Annotated in this window: 15 protein-coding genes; 9 read left to right on the top strand and 6 right to left on the bottom strand. The window is 45.4% G+C overall.

What is annotated here, in order from left to right; all coding sequences use genetic code 11:
- Positions 1–128: 128 nt before the first annotated feature.
- The 3 genes from FKN93_RS06100 to hrpB all read right to left on the bottom strand — a co-directional run bounded on the left by FKN93_RS06100 (position 129) and on the right by hrpB (position 7,326).
- Complete coding sequence (locus tag FKN93_RS06100) at positions 129–2,444, bottom strand: patatin-like phospholipase family protein (protein ID WP_170904693.1); 2,316 nt, start codon at positions 2,442–2,444, stop codon at positions 129–131.
- A gap of 41 nt (positions 2,445–2,485) precedes the next feature.
- Positions 2,486–4,765 (bottom strand): penicillin-binding protein 1B, encoded by a 2,280-nt coding sequence (gene mrcB / locus FKN93_RS06095; protein WP_249374156.1) that lies wholly within the window; start codon positions 4,763–4,765, stop codon positions 2,486–2,488.
- 98 nt (positions 4,766–4,863) lie between these two features.
- The gene (gene hrpB, locus FKN93_RS06090; RefSeq protein WP_170904691.1) at positions 4,864–7,326 is read right to left on the bottom strand and encodes an ATP-dependent helicase HrpB; all 2,463 of its coding nucleotides are present in this window, start codon (positions 7,324–7,326) and stop codon (positions 4,864–4,866) included.
- 229 nt (positions 7,327–7,555) lie between these two features.
- On the opposite strand from hrpB, the gene sfsA reads away from it, so the two are divergent.
- From sfsA to panC, 7 genes are all read left to right on the top strand, one after another.
- Positions 7,556–8,302, top strand: coding sequence for a DNA/RNA nuclease SfsA (sfsA, locus tag FKN93_RS06085; RefSeq protein WP_154170180.1), 747 nt, complete (start codon positions 7,556–7,558; stop codon positions 8,300–8,302).
- A 134-nt stretch (positions 8,303–8,436) separates the two neighbouring features.
- Positions 8,437–8,883: an RNA polymerase-binding protein DksA gene (gene dksA, locus FKN93_RS06080; protein WP_072671411.1), complete on the top strand. Its 447-nt coding sequence runs from the start codon at positions 8,437–8,439 to the stop codon at positions 8,881–8,883.
- 157 nt (positions 8,884–9,040) lie between these two features.
- Entirely contained in the window at positions 9,041–9,910 is an 870-nt protein-coding gene (gene gluQRS / locus FKN93_RS06075) for a tRNA glutamyl-Q(34) synthetase GluQRS (RefSeq protein WP_170904690.1), read from the top strand.
- A 110-nt stretch (positions 9,911–10,020) separates the two neighbouring features.
- Positions 10,021–11,391 carry a polynucleotide adenylyltransferase PcnB gene (pcnB, locus tag FKN93_RS06070; RefSeq protein ID WP_115152524.1) on the top strand — a complete coding sequence of 457 codons (1,371 nt, stop codon included), beginning with the start codon at positions 10,021–10,023 and terminating at the stop codon, positions 11,389–11,391.
- The gene (gene folK, locus FKN93_RS06065; protein ID WP_158138875.1) at positions 11,388–11,879 is read left to right on the top strand and encodes a 2-amino-4-hydroxy-6-hydroxymethyldihydropteridine diphosphokinase; all 492 of its coding nucleotides are present in this window, start codon (positions 11,388–11,390) and stop codon (positions 11,877–11,879) included. Before pcnB ends, folK begins: the two co-directional genes overlap by 4 nt.
- A gap of 15 nt (positions 11,880–11,894) precedes the next feature.
- A complete protein-coding gene (gene panB, locus FKN93_RS06060) occupies positions 11,895–12,689 on the top strand; it encodes a 3-methyl-2-oxobutanoate hydroxymethyltransferase (protein WP_170904689.1) in 795 nt (264 codons plus the stop codon).
- A gap of 11 nt (positions 12,690–12,700) precedes the next feature.
- Positions 12,701–13,582 carry a pantoate--beta-alanine ligase gene (panC, locus tag FKN93_RS06055; RefSeq protein WP_154170174.1) on the top strand — a complete coding sequence of 294 codons (882 nt, stop codon included), beginning with the start codon at positions 12,701–12,703 and terminating at the stop codon, positions 13,580–13,582.
- 126 nt (positions 13,583–13,708) lie between these two features.
- Here panC and FKN93_RS06050 read toward each other — a convergent pair whose 3' ends face one another.
- Both FKN93_RS06050 and FKN93_RS06045 read right to left on the bottom strand, forming a co-directional pair.
- A complete protein-coding gene (locus FKN93_RS06050) occupies positions 13,709–14,479 on the bottom strand; it encodes an ABC transporter permease (protein WP_004394238.1) in 771 nt (256 codons plus the stop codon).
- Entirely contained in the window at positions 14,479–15,402 is a 924-nt protein-coding gene (locus tag FKN93_RS06045) for an ABC transporter ATP-binding protein (protein WP_154170172.1), read from the bottom strand. The genes FKN93_RS06050 and FKN93_RS06045 overlap by 1 nt, the downstream gene beginning before the upstream one ends.
- Before the next feature lie 263 nt (positions 15,403–15,665).
- On the opposite strand from FKN93_RS06045, the gene can reads away from it, so the two are divergent.
- Positions 15,666–16,334 carry a carbonate dehydratase gene (can, locus tag FKN93_RS06040; RefSeq protein WP_004394240.1) on the top strand — a complete coding sequence of 223 codons (669 nt, stop codon included), beginning with the start codon at positions 15,666–15,668 and terminating at the stop codon, positions 16,332–16,334.
- Between the two features lie 77 nt (positions 16,335–16,411).
- Here can and hpt read toward each other — a convergent pair whose 3' ends face one another.
- Positions 16,412–16,942 (bottom strand): hypoxanthine phosphoribosyltransferase, encoded by a 531-nt coding sequence (gene hpt, locus FKN93_RS06035; protein ID WP_004394241.1) that lies wholly within the window; start codon positions 16,940–16,942, stop codon positions 16,412–16,414.
- 386 nt (positions 16,943–17,328) lie between these two features.
- Between hpt and FKN93_RS06030 the strand changes: the two genes are divergently transcribed.
- Positions 17,329–17,958, top strand: a complete 630-nt coding sequence (locus FKN93_RS06030) for a LuxR/HapR/OpaR family quorum-sensing transcriptional regulator (protein ID WP_170904688.1) — start codon at positions 17,329–17,331, stop codon at positions 17,956–17,958.
- Positions 17,959–18,150: the final 192 nt, after the last annotated feature.

The following is an 18,150-nucleotide window of genomic DNA, read 5'->3' as shown; positions in this document are numbered from 1 at the left end:
ATTGAGAAACCGCGCCCTAGAGGCCAAACTGTGGACAATAGAATAGCAAAATTAACGATAAATTAAAATCTCATCATGTTGACCAACATAGCAAGTTAAGATGAAACTTACTCACTACCAAGCTGCACTTAAAATGTTGTGCCAATAATAAGATAAAATGAATCGTAATTTTGCTCGGTTCGCCCATAACCAAACATCACGGGACCAATCGGCGAGTCGATACCCGCAAAAACTGACCCCGCGACATATTTAGGTGCGGTATCAATTTTTAAATCAGGATCCGACCACACGCCACCATATTCAATTGACGCCCCTAAATAAAATGGTGCATTAAATAAACCAAAATCATTATCAAACCAACGATAACGATAGACTAAACTGGTGAATATTTTATTCTGTCCTAATAAGCTTTCACGCGGAATACCCGATAAATTTAAAAAACCACCGATAGTTTTAGGTTCGACCGGAGTAATTGAGTTTTTACTCCGCACTTCTCCATAATCTAAATTAGCAACTAACGTATGCCGCCCAACACTTTTTGCCGACATCAACTTAACGGAAATATCGTATACCGTATCAGAACTGCTATTGGCTTGTTCGACTAAATCATTGACATCATCATGCGAAATAAAATATTCAAGAACGATGTAGTCACCTTCACGGGGCAAACTAAAATTATCTAATGAATCAATACGATAATTAACAAATATACCTTGGCGAGTAAACGTGGCATTGCCATAATCTGGTACCGTTGATGGCTGAACCTGCCCATCAACATAACGCGCCCCCACTCTTAACTGACGCCATAAGGCTTGTTGATAGCTAAGCGCCGCTTCCCCCGTTAACGTTCGATAAGAAATCGGAACATAATTACGCGTCGCAGACAGTCCGGTATTTTCAAATAAATCTTCGAACGGTATTTGGCGATTATCATCCCGATAACGCGCAGTAAACGAAGCAAAGGTCTTTTGACTGGAGAACAGCGGTGAATAAAGCTCGGCTTCTAGTTGCTTATCCGTCCCTAAGTCCATATTCAATGCTAATTCGGCACCATGAGAACCCAGATCGGTAAAATTCAAAGACGCGCCTAACGAGTATTGACTGGTGGTACTAAAATCATCTTCTAAAAAAAAGCGAAAATTTAAGTAATTAGGACCCCAACCTTTTTCGTGGACATCAATCAGCAAATGATTGTCTTGGTCAACTTGTTCGTATTGGTAACGGACCAATTTAAATCGGTCTAAGGCATAGAGTCGATCAACGCTGGCTTCTATCTCTTTGGTACTTAACGTCGTATTTTGCGCTAAGTTCAACCTATTTTTTAGCAGTAAATCACTATAATGAGAGTGGTTACGAATCGCGATGTTATCGACCGTTAGCTGATCGCCATAGTGCAGCTTTCGACGACGCTCCGCTTTACCATCAACATAGTTTTGATATTGAGCACTACTTAAAGCAAGCACTTGCAATTGTTGCTGATGCTCTAGTGCGGTCTGATAGCCTTCAATAAAAGCATCGGGCATTTTATGAAACTCGGTGGTTTCCATCAGCCCAACGTTTGGCCTTAGTAAAATATCCTGTTCACTGAGTTGAGAAGCTTGACGCTCTGTTGTGCGGCGTACAAGGTAATTGGACAACTGATTGGCGGCACTTAAAAAGCTGCTGAATGAGTCTTGCTGTTTATAATCGGAGCTTATATCGACCGCAATCACTACATCAGCCCCCATTTGCTTGGCAATGTCGACCGGCATATTATTGGTTACCCCCCCATCGACTAACCAACGGCCATCAATATCATAAGGTGGCAAGGCGCCAGGCACTGACATACTGGCCATCATCGCATCGACTAAGTAGCCTTTATCTAATACCACAGGCTTCATTTCGATAATATCAGTCGCTACCGCACGATACGGAATCACCAAATCATCAAATGAATCTAATTTAGCAATATTTCCTGAGGTTTCACGCAAAATACGCAGCATGCTTTGCCCTTGAACCACACCACGCGGAGCACGAAGCCCATCCCAACCAAACCCTAAATCAGTGGTTAATTGATAACGGTCTTCGTACTCTTTATCACGCACTCGACGCTGACTGCGGCTGACCCGATCTCGATAGCCCGATTGCCAGTTAACGCTATAAATGACACCTTCTATTTCTTCGGCGTCCATTCCGGTGGCGTAAAGACCGGCAACATAGGCACCCATACTGGTACCAAGCACAATATCAACCGGTATTTTCATCTCTTCGAGTGCCTTAAGCACTCCCATATGGGCCGCGCCTTTCGCGCCGCCACCCGCTAAAACAAGAGCGATGATCGGACGAGGATGGTTAATATCATCACCAGTAACAACCGCACTTTCGGCTGACACAAACCAAGCAAACATTGTGGCAACGATAACGATAATACCAAGCTGTAAACGCTTCACGCCTTGTCCTCTCATCCTTAAAAAATCAAGCTACTATAAACGAGCTAGACGATAAATTACCACCGAAAGAGATTTTTTAACCACTCTTGAGGTCGGTTCTCACACTGTTTTTTCATTTCGCCGGATCGATCCCAAACTGGCAAGGTAAATTCATTGCTGCAATCGGCTTGTAAGGCGCCCGATGCGGTAAGTTTGAAACCCATCATCGTAATCCCACTTGGCCAAGGTAATGATAAAACTTCAGGAGTACGCTGACGAAGATATTCAGCATAGACACGTAATGCGCCACTCGCTCCGGTTAATTGTGTCGGTTGGTTATCATCGCGTCCAAGCCAAATGGTGGTCACTTCACGGCCATCAACGCCGACGAACCAGCTATCACGCCGATCACTGCTGGTACCCGTTTTTCCAGCTAATGCCGCCCAAGCAAACTGATTAGTGAGATATCGCCCCGTACCTTGCTGAACGCCTTGTTTCATGGCGTAAGTGGTCAGCCATGCGGCTTGCTCATCGACGACTTGCGAGACCTTAGGGATCGATTGATAAAGCACATTGCCTTGTAAATCAACCACTGAACGTAGCGCAGAGAGTGGCGCTTTTCTACCGGAATTGGTCATGGTTTGATACATTTGCGCCACCTGATAAGGTGTGAGTGAAAATGCCCCTAGTAACATGGCTGGTACAGGACGAATCTCTTGGCCATCGACACCCAATTGCTGCAAGGTTTTTGAGACGTTATCAATGCCTAATGCCATACCCAGTTGCACCGTCGGCACATTGAATGATTTGGCTAACGCTTGATATAAAGGCACATCGCCTCGGTATTGACGATCAAAATTGCGCGGTGTCCAAACACTGCCCTCACTGCCTTTTAGGCTGATTGGCTTATCAATTAAGGTGGTAGCCAAATGATAACGTTCAGGCTGCGCGAGCGCGGTTAAGTACACGGCTGGTTTGACTAATGAGCCAATCGGACGACTGGCATTGAGGGCGCGGTTAAAACCATCATAACCCGTGCGCTTACCTCCGACCATGGCACGAATTTCACCACTGGTCCGATCGACAGCAATCGCCGCAGCCTCTAATTCATTACCTGCTTGCTTGGCTAATACTGGTACTTGCTCGGCAATCGCTTGCTCCAGCTTGGCTTGCGATACCGGATCAAGCGAAGTAAACACTCGCAACCCTTGATCCGCTTGAAAACGTTCTGCCAATTGCGATCTTAATTCAATCGAAACTTGCTGGAAATAAGCGGGTTGCCGACTGGCGATTCTTGGTTGTGGCTGCACATCCAATGGCCTGGCTATCGCTTGTTGGTATTGTTGAGCGTTGAGAATGTTTTGATCCATCATTAATCTAAGTACCAGATCACGTCGCTCACGCGCGCGCTCAGGAAAGCGTACTGGATGATAAAAAGACGGCCCTTTAACCATACCGACCAATAAAGCCAGTTGATCAATGCGTAACTCTTGCAGAGGCTGACCAAAATACAACCGCGATGCTAATCCAAAACCATGAATCGCTTCGCGACCATTTTGTCCAAGGTACACTTCGTTGAGGTAAGCCTCAAGGATCCGGTCTTTGCTGTAGCGATAATCAATGATCAGCGCTAAATAAGCTTCACGAACTTTTCGCCATAAGGTGCGGTCACTGGATAAAAAGATATTTTTCGCTAGCTGCTGAGTTAAGGTACTGCCGCCTTGCACCGTTCTTCCCGCTTTAAGGTTGGCAAGCATCGCACGTGCAATCGACCACGGAGAGATACCGTCATGCTGATAAAAATAGCGATCCTCCGTGGCAAGCAAGGCATCAACCATCACTTCGGGAAACTGCTCACGACGTAGGAATAAACGTTGCTCTAACGCATTACGTTCTAACATGCCGAGCATTTTCGGATCTAAACGAAAAAAACCGAGCTGACCTTGGCGCGCTTCTAAAGATTGGATCTGTTGTAAACCGTTTTGATCAAATGTCAGCATCACGTGCCGATCCGCCTCTGGTCCATCAGCGAATTCAAAGGGACGACGAATTAACTCAATACGCGTCGCCGAAGACGAATACTCGCCAGCCAAACGAGGTTGACTCACTTTGCGATAATTTAAGATATCCAATTCATTACGCACCTCGGCTAAGGTAATGCTATCGCCTGGTTGCAGAGTCAATACTCGGGCATACATCACGGTAGGCAAATCAAACAATTGGCCTTCAAAGCGCTGTTTGACCACACTATCTAGATACAGCCCAGCAAACAGTAACACGGCCAATAAAGCGAGTGCACACTTCCAAGCGACACCCCACAATCGTCGCCACCAAGGAGAGGTTGCCCGTTGAGCCATTGAAGAAGAATGGCTTTTGGCAGCCGTTTTTTTCGATGCTTTATTGGTAGGCTCGACTTTTTTCGAAGCTGGCCGTTTAAGCGGAGTTTTTTTATTGGTCATGAGTTTAGATGTCGTTTCGTTTTTGTCGTCGCACTGTGGTTAGCCGGATCATCCGGCCAAATATGTTTTGGGTATCGCCCTTTCATCTCTTTTTGTACATCGCGGTAAGCGCCCTGCCAAAAACTGGCTAAATCACGGGTGATCTGTAGAGGGCGTTGTGCGGGGGATAACAACTCCATTACCACGGCTACCCGTCCTTTCGCTATCAACGGCGAGCTTTTTTCACCAAAGACTTCCTGCATTCTCACCGACAACACCGGATCATACCCAACTTGATAACGAATTTTTTTTCGTGTACCCGTTGGCAAAAGATAATGAGTGGGTAACCATTCGTCTAATTGCTGATTCAATGGCCAAGCTAAATAGGCATTCAGAGCTTCAATAATCGGCACTTGCTGCAAAGCCTTTCCAGAACGAATACCGATGAGATAAGGCGCTAACCAATCTGCCAGATGATTCAATAACCCTTCATCGCTCATATCGGGCCATGCCTCTTCCGGCAGCCATTGGCAAGCGCAGCGCACCCGCGCAAGCCATTCTTGGCTAGCACTATCCCAATGTAATACTGAAAGCCCTTGGCGCTGGACAAAATTAAGTAAAGCCTCGGTGATTTTTTCAGATTCAGGGGCAGGAAGCACTTGCCGAGCAATCAGTAACTTACCGAATCGCTGTTGCTTTTCCGCAACAAAGCGCTGGGATTTATCATCCCAATCAACCCACTCCTGCTCGATAAGACGCTCACGGTGATCGGTAATTAATGATTGAATATCAACCTGCAGAGCCGTAAAAATTTGACTTGCTTGCTGCTGGCCACGCAACAAATCCAGCGCAAGCAAATATTGACTACTGGCAAGAGGATGATCATCAAAGGTAAAGGCACCATGACCATTAGCTAAAACATATTGCCCATGACGCCCCCGTTGCTGGGCTAAACGATCAGGAAACGCAAAATAGGCAACACTGGCCAGCAATCGTTCATCCACATCTGAAAGACAAAAACGAGTGCTTAATAGACTCGCTAATGAGCTCGCTCGCTGATCCAATCGGGAAGATTGGCGGTGTAACCGCTGCTGCCAACGATGCAGACTGTGCTGAATATCCAATACTTGCCGTTCAGGCTCCTCCAATAAGGCCGTTAATGCCACAGCCGTCGATAAATAAGCGGGGCTTTGAGTTGCCGCCCAAATGAGCATGGCTGCTAGTCGAGGCTCAACACCTAATTGATGGGCTTGTTTTCCCGCGCTAGTCAGTTGCCCCCGCGTATCCAGTAATTGTAAATCAGCCAACAACGCTTGAGCTTGCTCAAGCGCCGATGGAGGAGGCACATCTAACCATAATAAATCACTGGCTGATTGCGCTCCCCATTGGGCAAGTTCTAAAGCCAGCGAGGCTAAATCACTGTGTAAAATTTCTGGTGGTGGTGTGGATGGCTGCTGCTTCAACTGCGCTTCACTGTACAGTCGCACGCACAAACCAGGCTCTAAACGCCCCGCACGCCCGGCTCTTTGCTGAGCCGAAGACTGACTAATTCTGACCTGTTCTAGGCGAGTAATACCCGTTTTCAAATCAAAACGAGCTCGCCGCTCAAGCCCTGAATCAACCACTAAGCGAATGCCCTCAATGGTTAATGAGGTCTCGGCAATATTGGTCGCTAATACCACTTTACGTTGACCACTCTTGGCAGGAAGCAGCGCTTGTTGTTGCTGATCAAAAGGCATCTGACCAAATAAGCCATGCACGCTAATCTCGCTAGGCAAGTCGCTGAGCCGCTGTTGTAACTGAGCAATACTGGCCGCACTGGGTAAAAATGCCAGTAACGATCCGCTGTGCTGGGTGAGTAAGCCACGGATCTGCTGCTCCATCACCGCCTGCCAAGTTTGATTAGCCGATAGCGGACGATAGTCAACAGTGACGGGATAACTGCGTCCTTGTGATTCAAGGTAACCAGCGCGAGGCAATAGCGTTTGTAATGCAGAGCTGTCTAAAGTTGCTGACATGACAACAATTTTCAAGTCATCACGCAATGCCATTTGCACTTCCAAACTGAACGCTAAGGCGGTATCCGCGTGGAGACTGCGTTCGTGAAATTCATCAAAGATCACTAAATCGACACCACTTAACTCTGGATCGTGCTGAATCATCCGCGTCATGATCCCTTCAGTGACGACTTCTAAGCGAGTCTGTGCACTAACCTGACTCTCACCACGCACTCGATAACCCACCGTTTGGCCAACCGACTCACCCAATTGCTGTGCTAAATAATAGGCAATATTACGCGCGGCCAGTCTGCGCGGCTCCAGCATAATAATCTTGCCGTCGATCAGATTAGCCTGCAAAAGTTGTAACGGAAAACGGGTCGATTTCCCTGCTCCTGGAGGCGCTTTAAGGATCACTTGATTTTGCTGTTGGATAGCACGAAGTAATTCAGGAATAACCGCATCGATAGGTAAAGCTGACAAAATAGCGTCCTTCTCAAAAAGCAACGCAGTATTGTACATAAAAACAGTAGTGAAACCCAACTAACTTACTTTCAGTACATTATGTTATGTACCGAAAGCAAACCTTGTACAAACAGTAAAAAACCAAACGCGATAAGCATGATTGATGGTCAATCCGAATCACTCAACGTGCCTTTAGATTGTTTTTAACGTATAAAATAAGCTTTTCCCTTATCAAACTGGTTATCGGATGCAATTTATCCCTGAGCTACACAGCGCCATCTTAATCAAACGCTACAAACGTTTTTTAGCCGATGTCCAATTAAACGATGGCTCAATCATGACTATCCACTGCGCCAACACAGGGGCAATGACCGGCTGTGCTCAACCCGGCAGTCGAGTATGGTATTCCACCTCCGACAATCCTAAGCGTAAATATCCACACAGTTGGGAACTCACCGAAACCCTCTCCTCTCAACAGATTGTGGTGAATACCTTACGAGCCAATCAATTGGCATTGGAAGCGATTGAAAACGGGACGATTAAGGAGCTACAAGGCTACCCTCAGCGACAGAGCGAAGTAAAATATGGCCAAGAAAATAGCCGAATTGATCTCTTGCTTAGTGGTCCAGATTTGCCAAACTGTTATGTAGAAGTGAAAAGTGTCACCTTACTTGATGATCCTTCTCTCAATCATCACGTAGGAAAGCCATCTGTCGGTCAAGGTTATTTCCCAGACGCGGTAACCTTACGAGGACAAAAACACTTACGTGAACTGACCGAAATGGCCAAAAATGGGAGTAGAGCTGTACTTTTATTCACTGTTTTGCATTCAGGGATTGAAAAAGTCTCTATCGCTCACCATATTGACGCGAACTATTCACAATTGTTAACCATGGCTCAAGAAGCCGGTGTCGAAGTACTGTGCTATAAAGCGCAACTTTCACCACGAGAAATCCAATTAGTATCGCCAATCGAGTTTGTGCCTTCACAGTAAAAAAAATGATGACACCTTCACATTGACGATAAGTTTACGATTGAGTATTTGCCTCGGGCCCTTCTTTTTGCTATAGATACCCGCCTCAAATTAACTGCTCTCGCAGTTGACTAGGTGTTAGTAGGAGATGCTGTATGCCAGAATCCAAAAAGAAAACGCTAGGCACCCTAGCCATTGCAGGTGTTGAGCCGTATCAGACCAAACCCGGTGAAGAGTATATGTCGCCGGATCAGATCGCTCATTTTACTAAAATTTTAGAAGCTTGGCGTAACCAGCTTAGGGAAGAAGTCAGTCGCACCGTTCACCATATGCAGGATGAAGCAGCAAACTTTCCCGATCCCGTGGATCGCGCGTCTCAGGAAGAAGAATTCAGCCTAGAACTGCGTAACCGTGATCGTGAACGTCGCTTGATCAAAAAAATTGAAAAGACGCTCGATAAGATCAAAGAAGACGATTTCGGCTTCTGTGAATCTTGCGGTGTTGAAATCGGTATTCGCCGTTTAGAAGCTCGTCCAACGGCAGACTTGTGTATCGATTGTAAGACACTGGCAGAAATCAAAGAAAAGCAGATGATGGGCTAACCACAGTCGCAACGCTGATTGATGATAAAAAAGGAGCACCATGCTCCTTTTTTATTGGCGGTGATTTGCTTACTATTGCAAGCTAGCGCGGTTACTCTGCCGCAGCTATTTCCGACTCAACGGACTGTATTTTTTACTACATTTAACTGTTATCACTATGAATTACATCGGTCGCTTTGCTCCCTCACCTTCTGGTCCACTGCATTTTGGTTCGCTGATTGCCGCGTTGGGCAGTTATTTTCAAGCCAAAAGTCAGCAAGGGAAATGGCTGGTGCGCATAGAAGATCTCGACCCGCCACGAGAAATGCCCGGCGCGGCACAATCGATCTTACAAACACTGGAAGCCTATGGCTTAACATGGGATGGTGAAGTGGTTTATCAAAGCCAGCGGCACACTCTCTATCAAGACCAAATCGATGCTTGGCTTAAGTCAGGGCAAGCTTATCGCTGCCAATGCACTCGCCAACAGATCAAGCAAAGCGGTGGATTTTATACTGGCACTTGCCGAGGGGTATTCCTCAATCCGCGCCAACCTTGTGCGATTCGTCTACGCATGGACTATCCGACTTATCAATTTACCGATCTAAAACAAGGTAACATCACCATTCCTAAGCCATTAGCGGAAGAAGATTTTATCATCAAACGTCGTGATGGCTTATTTGCTTATAATCTCGCCGTGGTCATTGATGATATCGCACAAGGCGTCACTGAAGTGGTCCGTGGTGCCGATTTGATTGAGCCAACCGGGCGACAAATTAGCCTGTATCACACTTTACAACAAAAGCCGATTCACTACTTACATTTACCATTGGCGATAGATGGTAACGGGAATAAACTCTCTAAACAAAATCACGCCCCAGCGATTGATATTGAACATCCCAAACCGACGTTGATTCGCGCGATGCAGTTTTTAGGCTTTGCAATACCGGACGAAGTTATCGATGCTCAGCTCGACGAAATCATTCATTGGGGAAGTCAACATTGGCAAGTCGCGCAGCTCCCTGAAGCGACAAAGATCACACCGTGATTCTCAAACGGCGCTATCTACGCTATTATTAGCCGAAATTCGGCCCATTTAAGCCACAACAGGTGCACCACAACGCTTGAATAGCCAACACCAATCATTGTCAGATGCACATGAATAATAATGAATTAGAAACACGCGAACCTCGCGTATACCCAGAGCTTGCGCTCAACGTAATCACTCGCCAAGAGCATAATATCTCTCGGCAGTTGATTAGCGAAAATGCTTTAAAAGTCTTGTACCGCTTACACGGTGCGGGATTCGATGCTTATTTAGTTGGAGGTGGTGTGCGTGATTTATTGCTCAACCATACTCCAAAAGATTTTGATATTGCCACCAATGCGACCCCAGAGCAGATCCGTCAGCTATTTCGTAACTGTCGCCTGATTGGCCGCCGCTTTCGTTTAGCACACATCATGTTTGGTCGTGACGTGATTGAAGTCGCCACTTTCCGCGGTCATCATCAAGAGATCAATCAACACATCGCAGCGCAGTCAGAAGCGGGCATGCTGTTGCGTGATAACGTGTATGGCACCATCGATGAAGATGCTGAACGCCGTGATTTCACGGTCAATGCGATGTACTACAACATTGCTGACTATAGTATTCATGATTATGCTGGTGGTATTGAAGATCTCGATGATAAGTTGATCCGCTTAATCGGCGATCCACAAACTCGCTATCGTGAAGATCCGGTGCGCATGCTGCGCGCGATTCGTTTCGCCGTTAAATTGGATTTTGATATCGAAGAAGATACCGCCGCCCCGATTGAAACGCTGGCTCCACTATTAAAAGAAATCCCTTCGGCACGCTTGTACGAAGAATCGCTGAAAATGCTGCAAAGTGGTCATGGTTTAGAGACCTATCATTTGATGCGTGAGTACAACCTGTTCCAACAGTTATTCCCGCAGGTTGCTGAATACTTTACGGAAGATTACTCATCACAAACCGAGCAGATGCTTGATTTGGTGCTTGACTCTACGGATTTACGTATCGAAGAAGGTAAACGCATCAATCCGGCCTTTATGTTTGCCGCATTTCTTTGGTATCCAATGGTCACGATCGCTGAACAATTAATGGCATCCAAAGCGCTTAATTTTTACGATGCGGTGATGGAAGCAAGCAACGATATTCTCGACCAAGTCGTTAAGTCGATTGCGATTCCACGTCGCCATACCACGACCATTCGAGAAATTTGGCAGATGCAGTTGCGTTTACCTCGTCGTAACGGCAAACGCGCCTTCCGCTTATTAGAGCTCAATAAGTTCCGCGCTGGATTTGATTTCCTTGAAATGCGTGGTGAGATTGAAGGCGGCGACGTGCAAAAACTCGCGAAATGGTGGCAAACATTCCAAAATGCGGGTCGTAATATGCGCCAAGCCATGGTCAACGACTTAGACAGTGCGGATAGTGACGGCCCGAGTACTCGTCGACGTAAACCGTCCACTCGTAAGCGCAAACCTAAGGGAAAAACAGCGCTATGACCATCGCTTATATTGCGGTAGGCAGTAATTTAGCAAAGCCCATATTACAAGCCAAACAAGCGATTGAGGCACTCAAACAGTTGCCGAAATCACAGTTTATTGCTGCCTCATCGCTGTACAGTAGTACGCCAATGGGGCCCCAAGATCAGCCAGAATACATCAATGCTGTTGTCGTAATTGATACTCAGCTCAGTCCATTAGCTCTGCTAGATTGCACTCAAGCTATCGAACAAGAGCAAGGACGTGAGCGTAAAGCTGAACGCTGGGGGCCAAGAACGCTCGATTTAGATATCCTTCTCTATGGCGATGAGATCATCGATTCACCACGCTTAACGGTACCTCATTACGGTATGAAAGTGCGTGAATTCGTACTTTACCCCCTAGATGAAATAGCCCCTGATTTATCTCTCCCTGATGGAACTAAGCTGAGCGATCTACTCTCAGAGGTTGATCGTAATGGACTTAGTATTTGGCACTCGCCAACCTGAGTATAAGGACATCCTATGAAAAAAATAACCATTAACGACCTGATAAACTGGAAACAGCAAGGCCGTAAATTTGCAACGGTAACTGCCTACGATGCGAGCTTTGCTCAATTGTTTGAAAGCCAAGAAATGCCAGTGTTACTGGTCGGTGACTCTCTAGGTATGGTACTGCAAGGACAAAATGATACGCTGCCAGTGACTATTGCCGATATTGCTTATCACACGCGCTGTGTGAGAGCCGGGAGTCCAAATTGTCTACTGATGGCAGACATGCCCTTCATGAGTTACGCTACACCGGAGCAAGCGTGTGAGAACGCCGCTCAGCTGATGCGTGCTGGAGCCAACATGGTCAAGATTGAAGGCGGCGACTGGTTGGTTGAGACGGTCAAAATGCTCACTGAACGCGCCGTTCCAGTCTGCGCTCATTTAGGGCTTACCCCTCAATCAGTCAATATTTTTGGTGGTTATAAAGTACAAGGTCGTGAACAAGACAAAGCTGATCGTATGGTGAAAGATGCGATCGCCTTACAAGACGCAGGGGCACAACTGATTGTATTAGAGTGTGTACCCGCAGCATTGGCGAAAAGGATCACTGAGTTACTTGACGTTCCGGTGATTGGCATTGGTGCTGGTAACAGCACCGATGGACAGATCTTAGTAATGCACGACATGTTCGGTATCTCGGCCAATTATATGCCCAAATTTTCCAAAAATTTCCTCGCAGAGACAGGAGATATGCGCCAAGCGGTCGCCAAATATATGGCTGATGTGTTAAGCGGCGCGTTTCCTGATGATGCACATACTATTGCCTAAAGGAGTAATCCATGCAGACTTTTGCTGATATTTCAGCTCTTCGCGAGCAGATAAAACAGTATAAGCGTGATGGTCGCCAAGTGGCTTTTGTGCCAACCATGGGCAATTTACACGAAGGTCATTTGACCTTAGTTCGTAAAGCCCGTGAATTGGCTGATGTTGTCGTGGTTAGCATTTTTGTCAACCCAATGCAGTTCGAACGCGCCGACGATCTTAATAACTACCCACGCACTTTAGATGACGATCTTAGTAAGTTGAATAGTGAAGGCGTTGAGTTGGTCTTTACGCCGACTGCCGAGACGATTTATCCCAATGGACTGGATAAACAAACCTTTGTTGAAGTCCCAGGGCTTTCCCAGATGCTGGAAGGAGCGTCCCGTCCAGGTCACTTTCGTGGTGTCGCGACGGTCGTTAATAAGCTGTTTAATATTGTTCAGCCTAACATCGCCTGTTTTGGCGAAAAAGATTATCAGCAGTTAGCCGTCATTCGACAAATGGTTCAAGACTTATGTCTAGACATTGAGATCGTCGGTGTCGCTACCGTACGTGAAATGGATGGTTTAGCGATGAGTTCGCGCAATAACTTATTAACCATTGATGAGCGTCAACGAGCTCCCGTACTCGCCCGCACGATGCGTTGGATAAGCAGCACCATCCGCGGTGGTCGAGATGATTATCCCTCGATCATTGAAGATGCAATTGACCAATTACGAGCGGCCGATATTGAGCCTGATAATCTGTTTATTCGCGATGCGCAAACCCTATTACCGATCAGTGCAGAGAGTAAACAAGCGGTCATTTTAATGGCGGCTTTTTTAGGTAAAGTGAGACTTATCGACAATCAAGTGGTTGAACTTAATGCTGATACTAAAAGTAGCAGTGAAGAAGAGTAACCCTTTGCCCTCGGTATATTGAGCGCGATTCTCTAAATAAAAAGGTCAACCTGCTAAAGGTTGACCTTTTTATTCGTGGCTTACCTATCGGTGATAACCATCGACAATACCCATCGATAATAGTGATTAACTGCGTAATCCTTTACCTTTACTCACTAAGTAATGAGCAATCGAATAAAGGACGATAATAAATACCGCCAATACGCTAAATGAAGTCACCACATTAACATCCGAAACGCCTAAGAAACCATAACGGAATGCATTAACCATATAGACGATTGGGTTAATTTTCGATACCGCTTGCCAAAAGTCCGGTAATAAGCTGATTGAATAAAAAACACCGCCCAAATACGTCAATGGCGTAAGAATAAATGTCGGGATGATCGAAATATCATCAAAGGTTCGCGCAAAAACGGCGTTAATTAATCCACCTAAAGAAAATACAATCGATGTCAGAAAAACCGTTGCACAGATAATGCCCCAATGTTCGATTTGTAAGTTGACAAAAAACAATGAAACAAACGTCACTAATGCACCAACCAACAGACCGCGTACCACTCCCCCCATCACGTAACCGGCAATAATCACGTAATTCGGTACTGGCGCAACCAATAACTCTTCAATATTCTTTTGAAACTTAGCACTAAAAAATGACGAAGCCACATTAGAATAAGAGTTGGTGATCACCGACATCATGATAAGACCAGGGACAATATATTCCATATAGCTAAAGCCATTCATCTGACCAATGCGTGAACCGATCAAATTACCGAAAATCACAAAATACAGGCTCATAGTGATCACGGGAGGCACCAGCGTTTGCACCCAAATACGAGTAAAACGAGTAATTTCTTTGCGCAGTAGACTACAAAAAGCCGTCCAATAAATAGCGTACATTAGTTATCCCCCCGATTCGAATCACGCACAATCGTGACAAACAACTCTTCTAAGCGGTTGGCCTTATTACGCATTGAACGTACGCTAACGCCTTGTTGAGTTAACTGTTGAAAAACGGCATTTAAGCCTTGGCTTTTATCGAGTTCAATTTCTAAAGATCCATCAACCATGCGCTGAGAGATCACTTGGGATAACGGTTGCACTTTCTGCTCATCATCGATATCGAGAATAAACGTCTCGACACTCAGTTTACCCAACAGTGCCTTCATGGTGGTGTTTTCAATTAACTCACCACGATGAATAATACCAATATTACGACAGAGCATTTCCGCTTCTTCCAGATAGTGAGTGGTCAGAATAATCGTAATGCCCTGCTGATTAATTTTTTTTAAAAACTCCCACATCGAGCGACGCAGCTCAATATCAACCCCTGCCGTTGGCTCATCTAAAATCAGCAGTTGTGGCTGATGCATCAAAGCTCGAGCAATCATTAAACGCCGTTTCATGCCGCCGGAGAGATTACGAGCACGCTCTTTGCGCTTATCCCATAAATCCAGTTGGCTGAGATACGTTTTCGCTCGCTCTTTCGCTAAGCGCTTCGGTACACCGTAATAGCCCGCTTGCTGAATAACAATCTGCTCTACGGTTTCAAAAGGGTTAAAGTTAAACTCCTGCGGGACCAACCCCAAATACTGCTTAGCCTGTTCAAGATGAGTATCGATATCATATCCAAATACGTTAACTTGGCCTGAGGTTTTGTTCACCAGAGAAGAAATAATACCGATAGTAGTCGATTTACCTGCCCCATTTGGCCCGAGTAACGCGTAAAAATCGCCTTTTTTTACCGTTAAACTAATGCCTTTCAATGCTTCAAACCCACCTTGATAGGTTTTACGCAACTGATCAATTTCTAATGCATACATATTAATTACAGACTCTAGGCTATGACGATAACAACATCTCTAGATGTGCTGGCGAGATGACGTTTTTTCAACCCCTTACATTAGGAAATAATAAAATATCCCCCCATCACTACCATTGCCTCAAATAAGCCGTAGAGAACAAGATTATTTTGCATAAAAACCACTATGATAAACTGCTCAGATGAGTAATCTATCTGCTAATTTATCAGAGAATCGTGTAAGCACATTGTGTATAGTTGGCTCAGTTAATAAAGGGAACGAAGATGCCAGTACTTAAACAGCTTTTTGAAAATAACTCTCGTTGGTCAGAGTCAATCAAATCCGAACGGCCAGAATACTTCGCAAAGTTAGCCAAAGGACAGAACCCCGATTTTTTATGGATTGGTTGCTCGGATAGCCGTGTCCCAGCAGAACGCTTAACTGGATTGTACTCCGGAGAGCTGTTTGTTCATCGTAATGTCGCCAATCAAGTGATTCATACTGATCTTAACTGTCTGTCGGTGGTGCAATATGCGGTCGATGTACTAAAAGTGAAGCACATTATTGTCTGTGGTCATTACGGCTGTGGCGGTGTGACGGCAGCGATCGATAATCCTCAATTGGGCCTAATCAATAACTGGCTGCTGCATATTCGCGATTTGTACTTTAAGCATCGCCACTATTTAGAGCAGATGCCAGAGAAAGATCGCTCAGACAAACTGGCAGAAATTAACGTCGCAGAGCAAGTCTACAACCTAGGTAACTCCACCATCATGCAAACCGCTTGGTTACGTGGTCAAGACGTTGAGCTGCATGGTATGGTCTATGGCATTGAAGATGGAAAGCTTGAGTATTTAGGTCTACGCTGCGATTCTCAAGAACTGGTTGACGGAAGCTATCATAAAGCGATGGAGAAGATCCTTAATCCACAACATCAGCTATTGTGTCGTTAAATAATAGCTAGGATGCGCTTTAAGCGATGAGGTAATGCCCACATGATAGTGGGCATACTTTTAGGTGAAGATTGATCTTACTCTTGCGGCACGACTTTACCAATGTAAGGCAAATGACGGTATTTCTGTGCATAATCAATACCGACACCTACAACAAACTCATCAGGGATTTCAAAACCAACCCATTGAACATCGACGTGAACTTCACGGCGTGAAGGCTTATCTAATAGAGTACAAATATTGATGGAGTTAGGCTCACGTAGCGCTAAAAACTCCTTAACCTTGGTTAGGGTATTGCCAGTATCGATAATATCTTCAACCAGTAAAACGTCTTTACCTTTGATGTCATCATCCAGATCTTTCAAAATTCGTACATCACGCGAACTTTGCATGCTATTGCCGTAACTTGATGCTGTCATAAAATCGACGTGATGAATTTTATCAATCGCACGAGCTAAGTCGGCCATAAACACAAATGAGCCACGCAATAATCCAACCAAGACTAAATCTTCACTCTCTTGGTAATGCTCAGTAATCTGTTTACCTAATTCACGAATGCGTTGCTGAACATCGTGCTCAGAAATCATCACTTCTACTGTATGTTTCATACCTATCTCATGGGTTAGAGCGACATTCGACACCAGTGTGCAGCCTATCGCAGGTTGGTTCGGTAGGTATAATAACATCGCCGACGCGGGGTGTTAACCTTTCACCACCTTACTGCGCATAATTACCCGACTAAAACACCTACCCTCTTTAACGCTCTGTTTTCCCTCGCCTATTAATATCAGAATGATCAACATCATTCGCTAAACCATCAATAAAACTCATTGAATGACAAGTCATTTCATAACAAAGCGCACTTTTTACCCACAACGTATTGACTTGAAACATATGCACCATTACACTCATACGGTTTTTTAAACAAACTATAAAAAAATCATTAGCGTAACTAAATACGCAACAACTCAGTCAATTGGCAAGGAAAACAACTATGGACGCATCTATTGAGAAACGCCCTAGAACAAGGCTATCTCCACAAAAACGTAAACAGCAACTCATGGAAATCGCGCTAGAAGTCTTCGCGAAACGAGGTATTGGTCGTGGCGGCCATGCTGACATTGCTGAGATCGCTCAGGTCTCAGTAGCCACGGTATTCAATTACTTCCCAACCCGTGAAGATCTCGTCGATGACGTTCTCACTTTTGTGGTGCGTGAGTTCTCTAATTTCTTAACTGACCATATCGATCTCGATTTGCATGCAAAGCAAAATATGCACAATATCGCGTCGGGTATGGTGAGTTTGGCTATCGACGATTGTCACTGGTTAAAAGTGTGGTTTGAGTGGAGCGCCTCTACGCGTGATGAAGTATGGCCACTCTTTATGTCGAGTAATCGTACCAATCAACTGCTAGTGAAAAATGTCTTTTCAAAAGCGATTGAGCGCTCAGAGGTATGTAGCAAACATAACCCTGAAGATCTTGCTACCCTGTTTCACGGCATCTGCTACTCGCTGTTCGTTCAAGCCAATCGAGCGCGTGATGAGGCCGATATGCAGAAACTGGTTAATAACTATTTAAATATGCTCTGTATCTATCAAGGCGAGCGCGCAGTAGCTATCTAGTCAGCTGTATCTTGAATAACGGGAGGATCGAATCCCGTTAACTTCAAGAGATAGCAAAAAGCCGCGTAAGCGCTCATTACTCAGCATAACTCATGTTCCAACCACAACGATCTAGTCTTTAGCCAAGTTCCAAGGCAGTAGCGCTTCTATTTGCTCAAGAGTTTCAGCGTATGGCAGCTGAGTAAGAAGGGT

The sequence above is a fragment of the Vibrio sp. A8-1 genome (assembly GCF_013048685.1).
Taxonomy (GTDB): Bacteria; Pseudomonadota; Gammaproteobacteria; order Enterobacterales; family Vibrionaceae; genus Vibrio; species Vibrio metschnikovii.
The sequence above is the reverse complement of the archived record's forward strand: the minus strand, read 5'-3'. Positions and strand labels throughout refer to the sequence as shown.

What these genes read in the sequence shown, in the direction of transcription:
- FKN93_RS06100 (WP_170904693.1), bottom strand. Translation starts at nt 2,444, where the DNA reads ATGAGAGGACAAGGCGTGAAGCGTTTACAGCTTGGTATTATCGTTATC.
- mrcB (WP_249374156.1), bottom strand. Translation starts at nt 4,765, where the DNA reads ATGGCTCAACGGGCAACCTCTCCTTGGTGGCGACGATTGTGGGGTGTC.
- sfsA (WP_154170180.1), top strand. Translation starts at nt 7,556, where the DNA reads ATGCAATTTATCCCTGAGCTACACAGCGCCATCTTAATCAAACGCTAC.
- dksA (WP_072671411.1), top strand. Translation starts at nt 8,437, where the DNA reads ATGCCAGAATCCAAAAAGAAAACGCTAGGCACCCTAGCCATTGCAGGT.
- gluQRS (WP_170904690.1), top strand. Translation starts at nt 9,041, where the DNA reads ATGAATTACATCGGTCGCTTTGCTCCCTCACCTTCTGGTCCACTGCAT.
- pcnB (WP_115152524.1), top strand. Translation starts at nt 10,021, where the DNA reads ATGAATAATAATGAATTAGAAACACGCGAACCTCGCGTATACCCAGAG.
- folK (WP_158138875.1), top strand. Translation starts at nt 11,388, where the DNA reads ATGACCATCGCTTATATTGCGGTAGGCAGTAATTTAGCAAAGCCCATA.
- panB (WP_170904689.1), top strand. Translation starts at nt 11,895, where the DNA reads ATGAAAAAAATAACCATTAACGACCTGATAAACTGGAAACAGCAAGGC.
- panC (WP_154170174.1), top strand. Translation starts at nt 12,701, where the DNA reads ATGCAGACTTTTGCTGATATTTCAGCTCTTCGCGAGCAGATAAAACAG.
- FKN93_RS06050 (WP_004394238.1), bottom strand. Translation starts at nt 14,479, where the DNA reads ATGTACGCTATTTATTGGACGGCTTTTTGTAGTCTACTGCGCAAAGAA.
- FKN93_RS06045 (WP_154170172.1), bottom strand. Translation starts at nt 15,402, where the DNA reads ATGTATGCATTAGAAATTGATCAGTTGCGTAAAACCTATCAAGGTGGG.
- can (WP_004394240.1), top strand. Translation starts at nt 15,666, where the DNA reads ATGCCAGTACTTAAACAGCTTTTTGAAAATAACTCTCGTTGGTCAGAG.
- hpt (WP_004394241.1), bottom strand. Translation starts at nt 16,942, where the DNA reads ATGAAACATACAGTAGAAGTGATGATTTCTGAGCACGATGTTCAGCAA.
- FKN93_RS06030 (WP_170904688.1), top strand. Translation starts at nt 17,329, where the DNA reads ATGGACGCATCTATTGAGAAACGCCCTAGAACAAGGCTATCTCCACAA.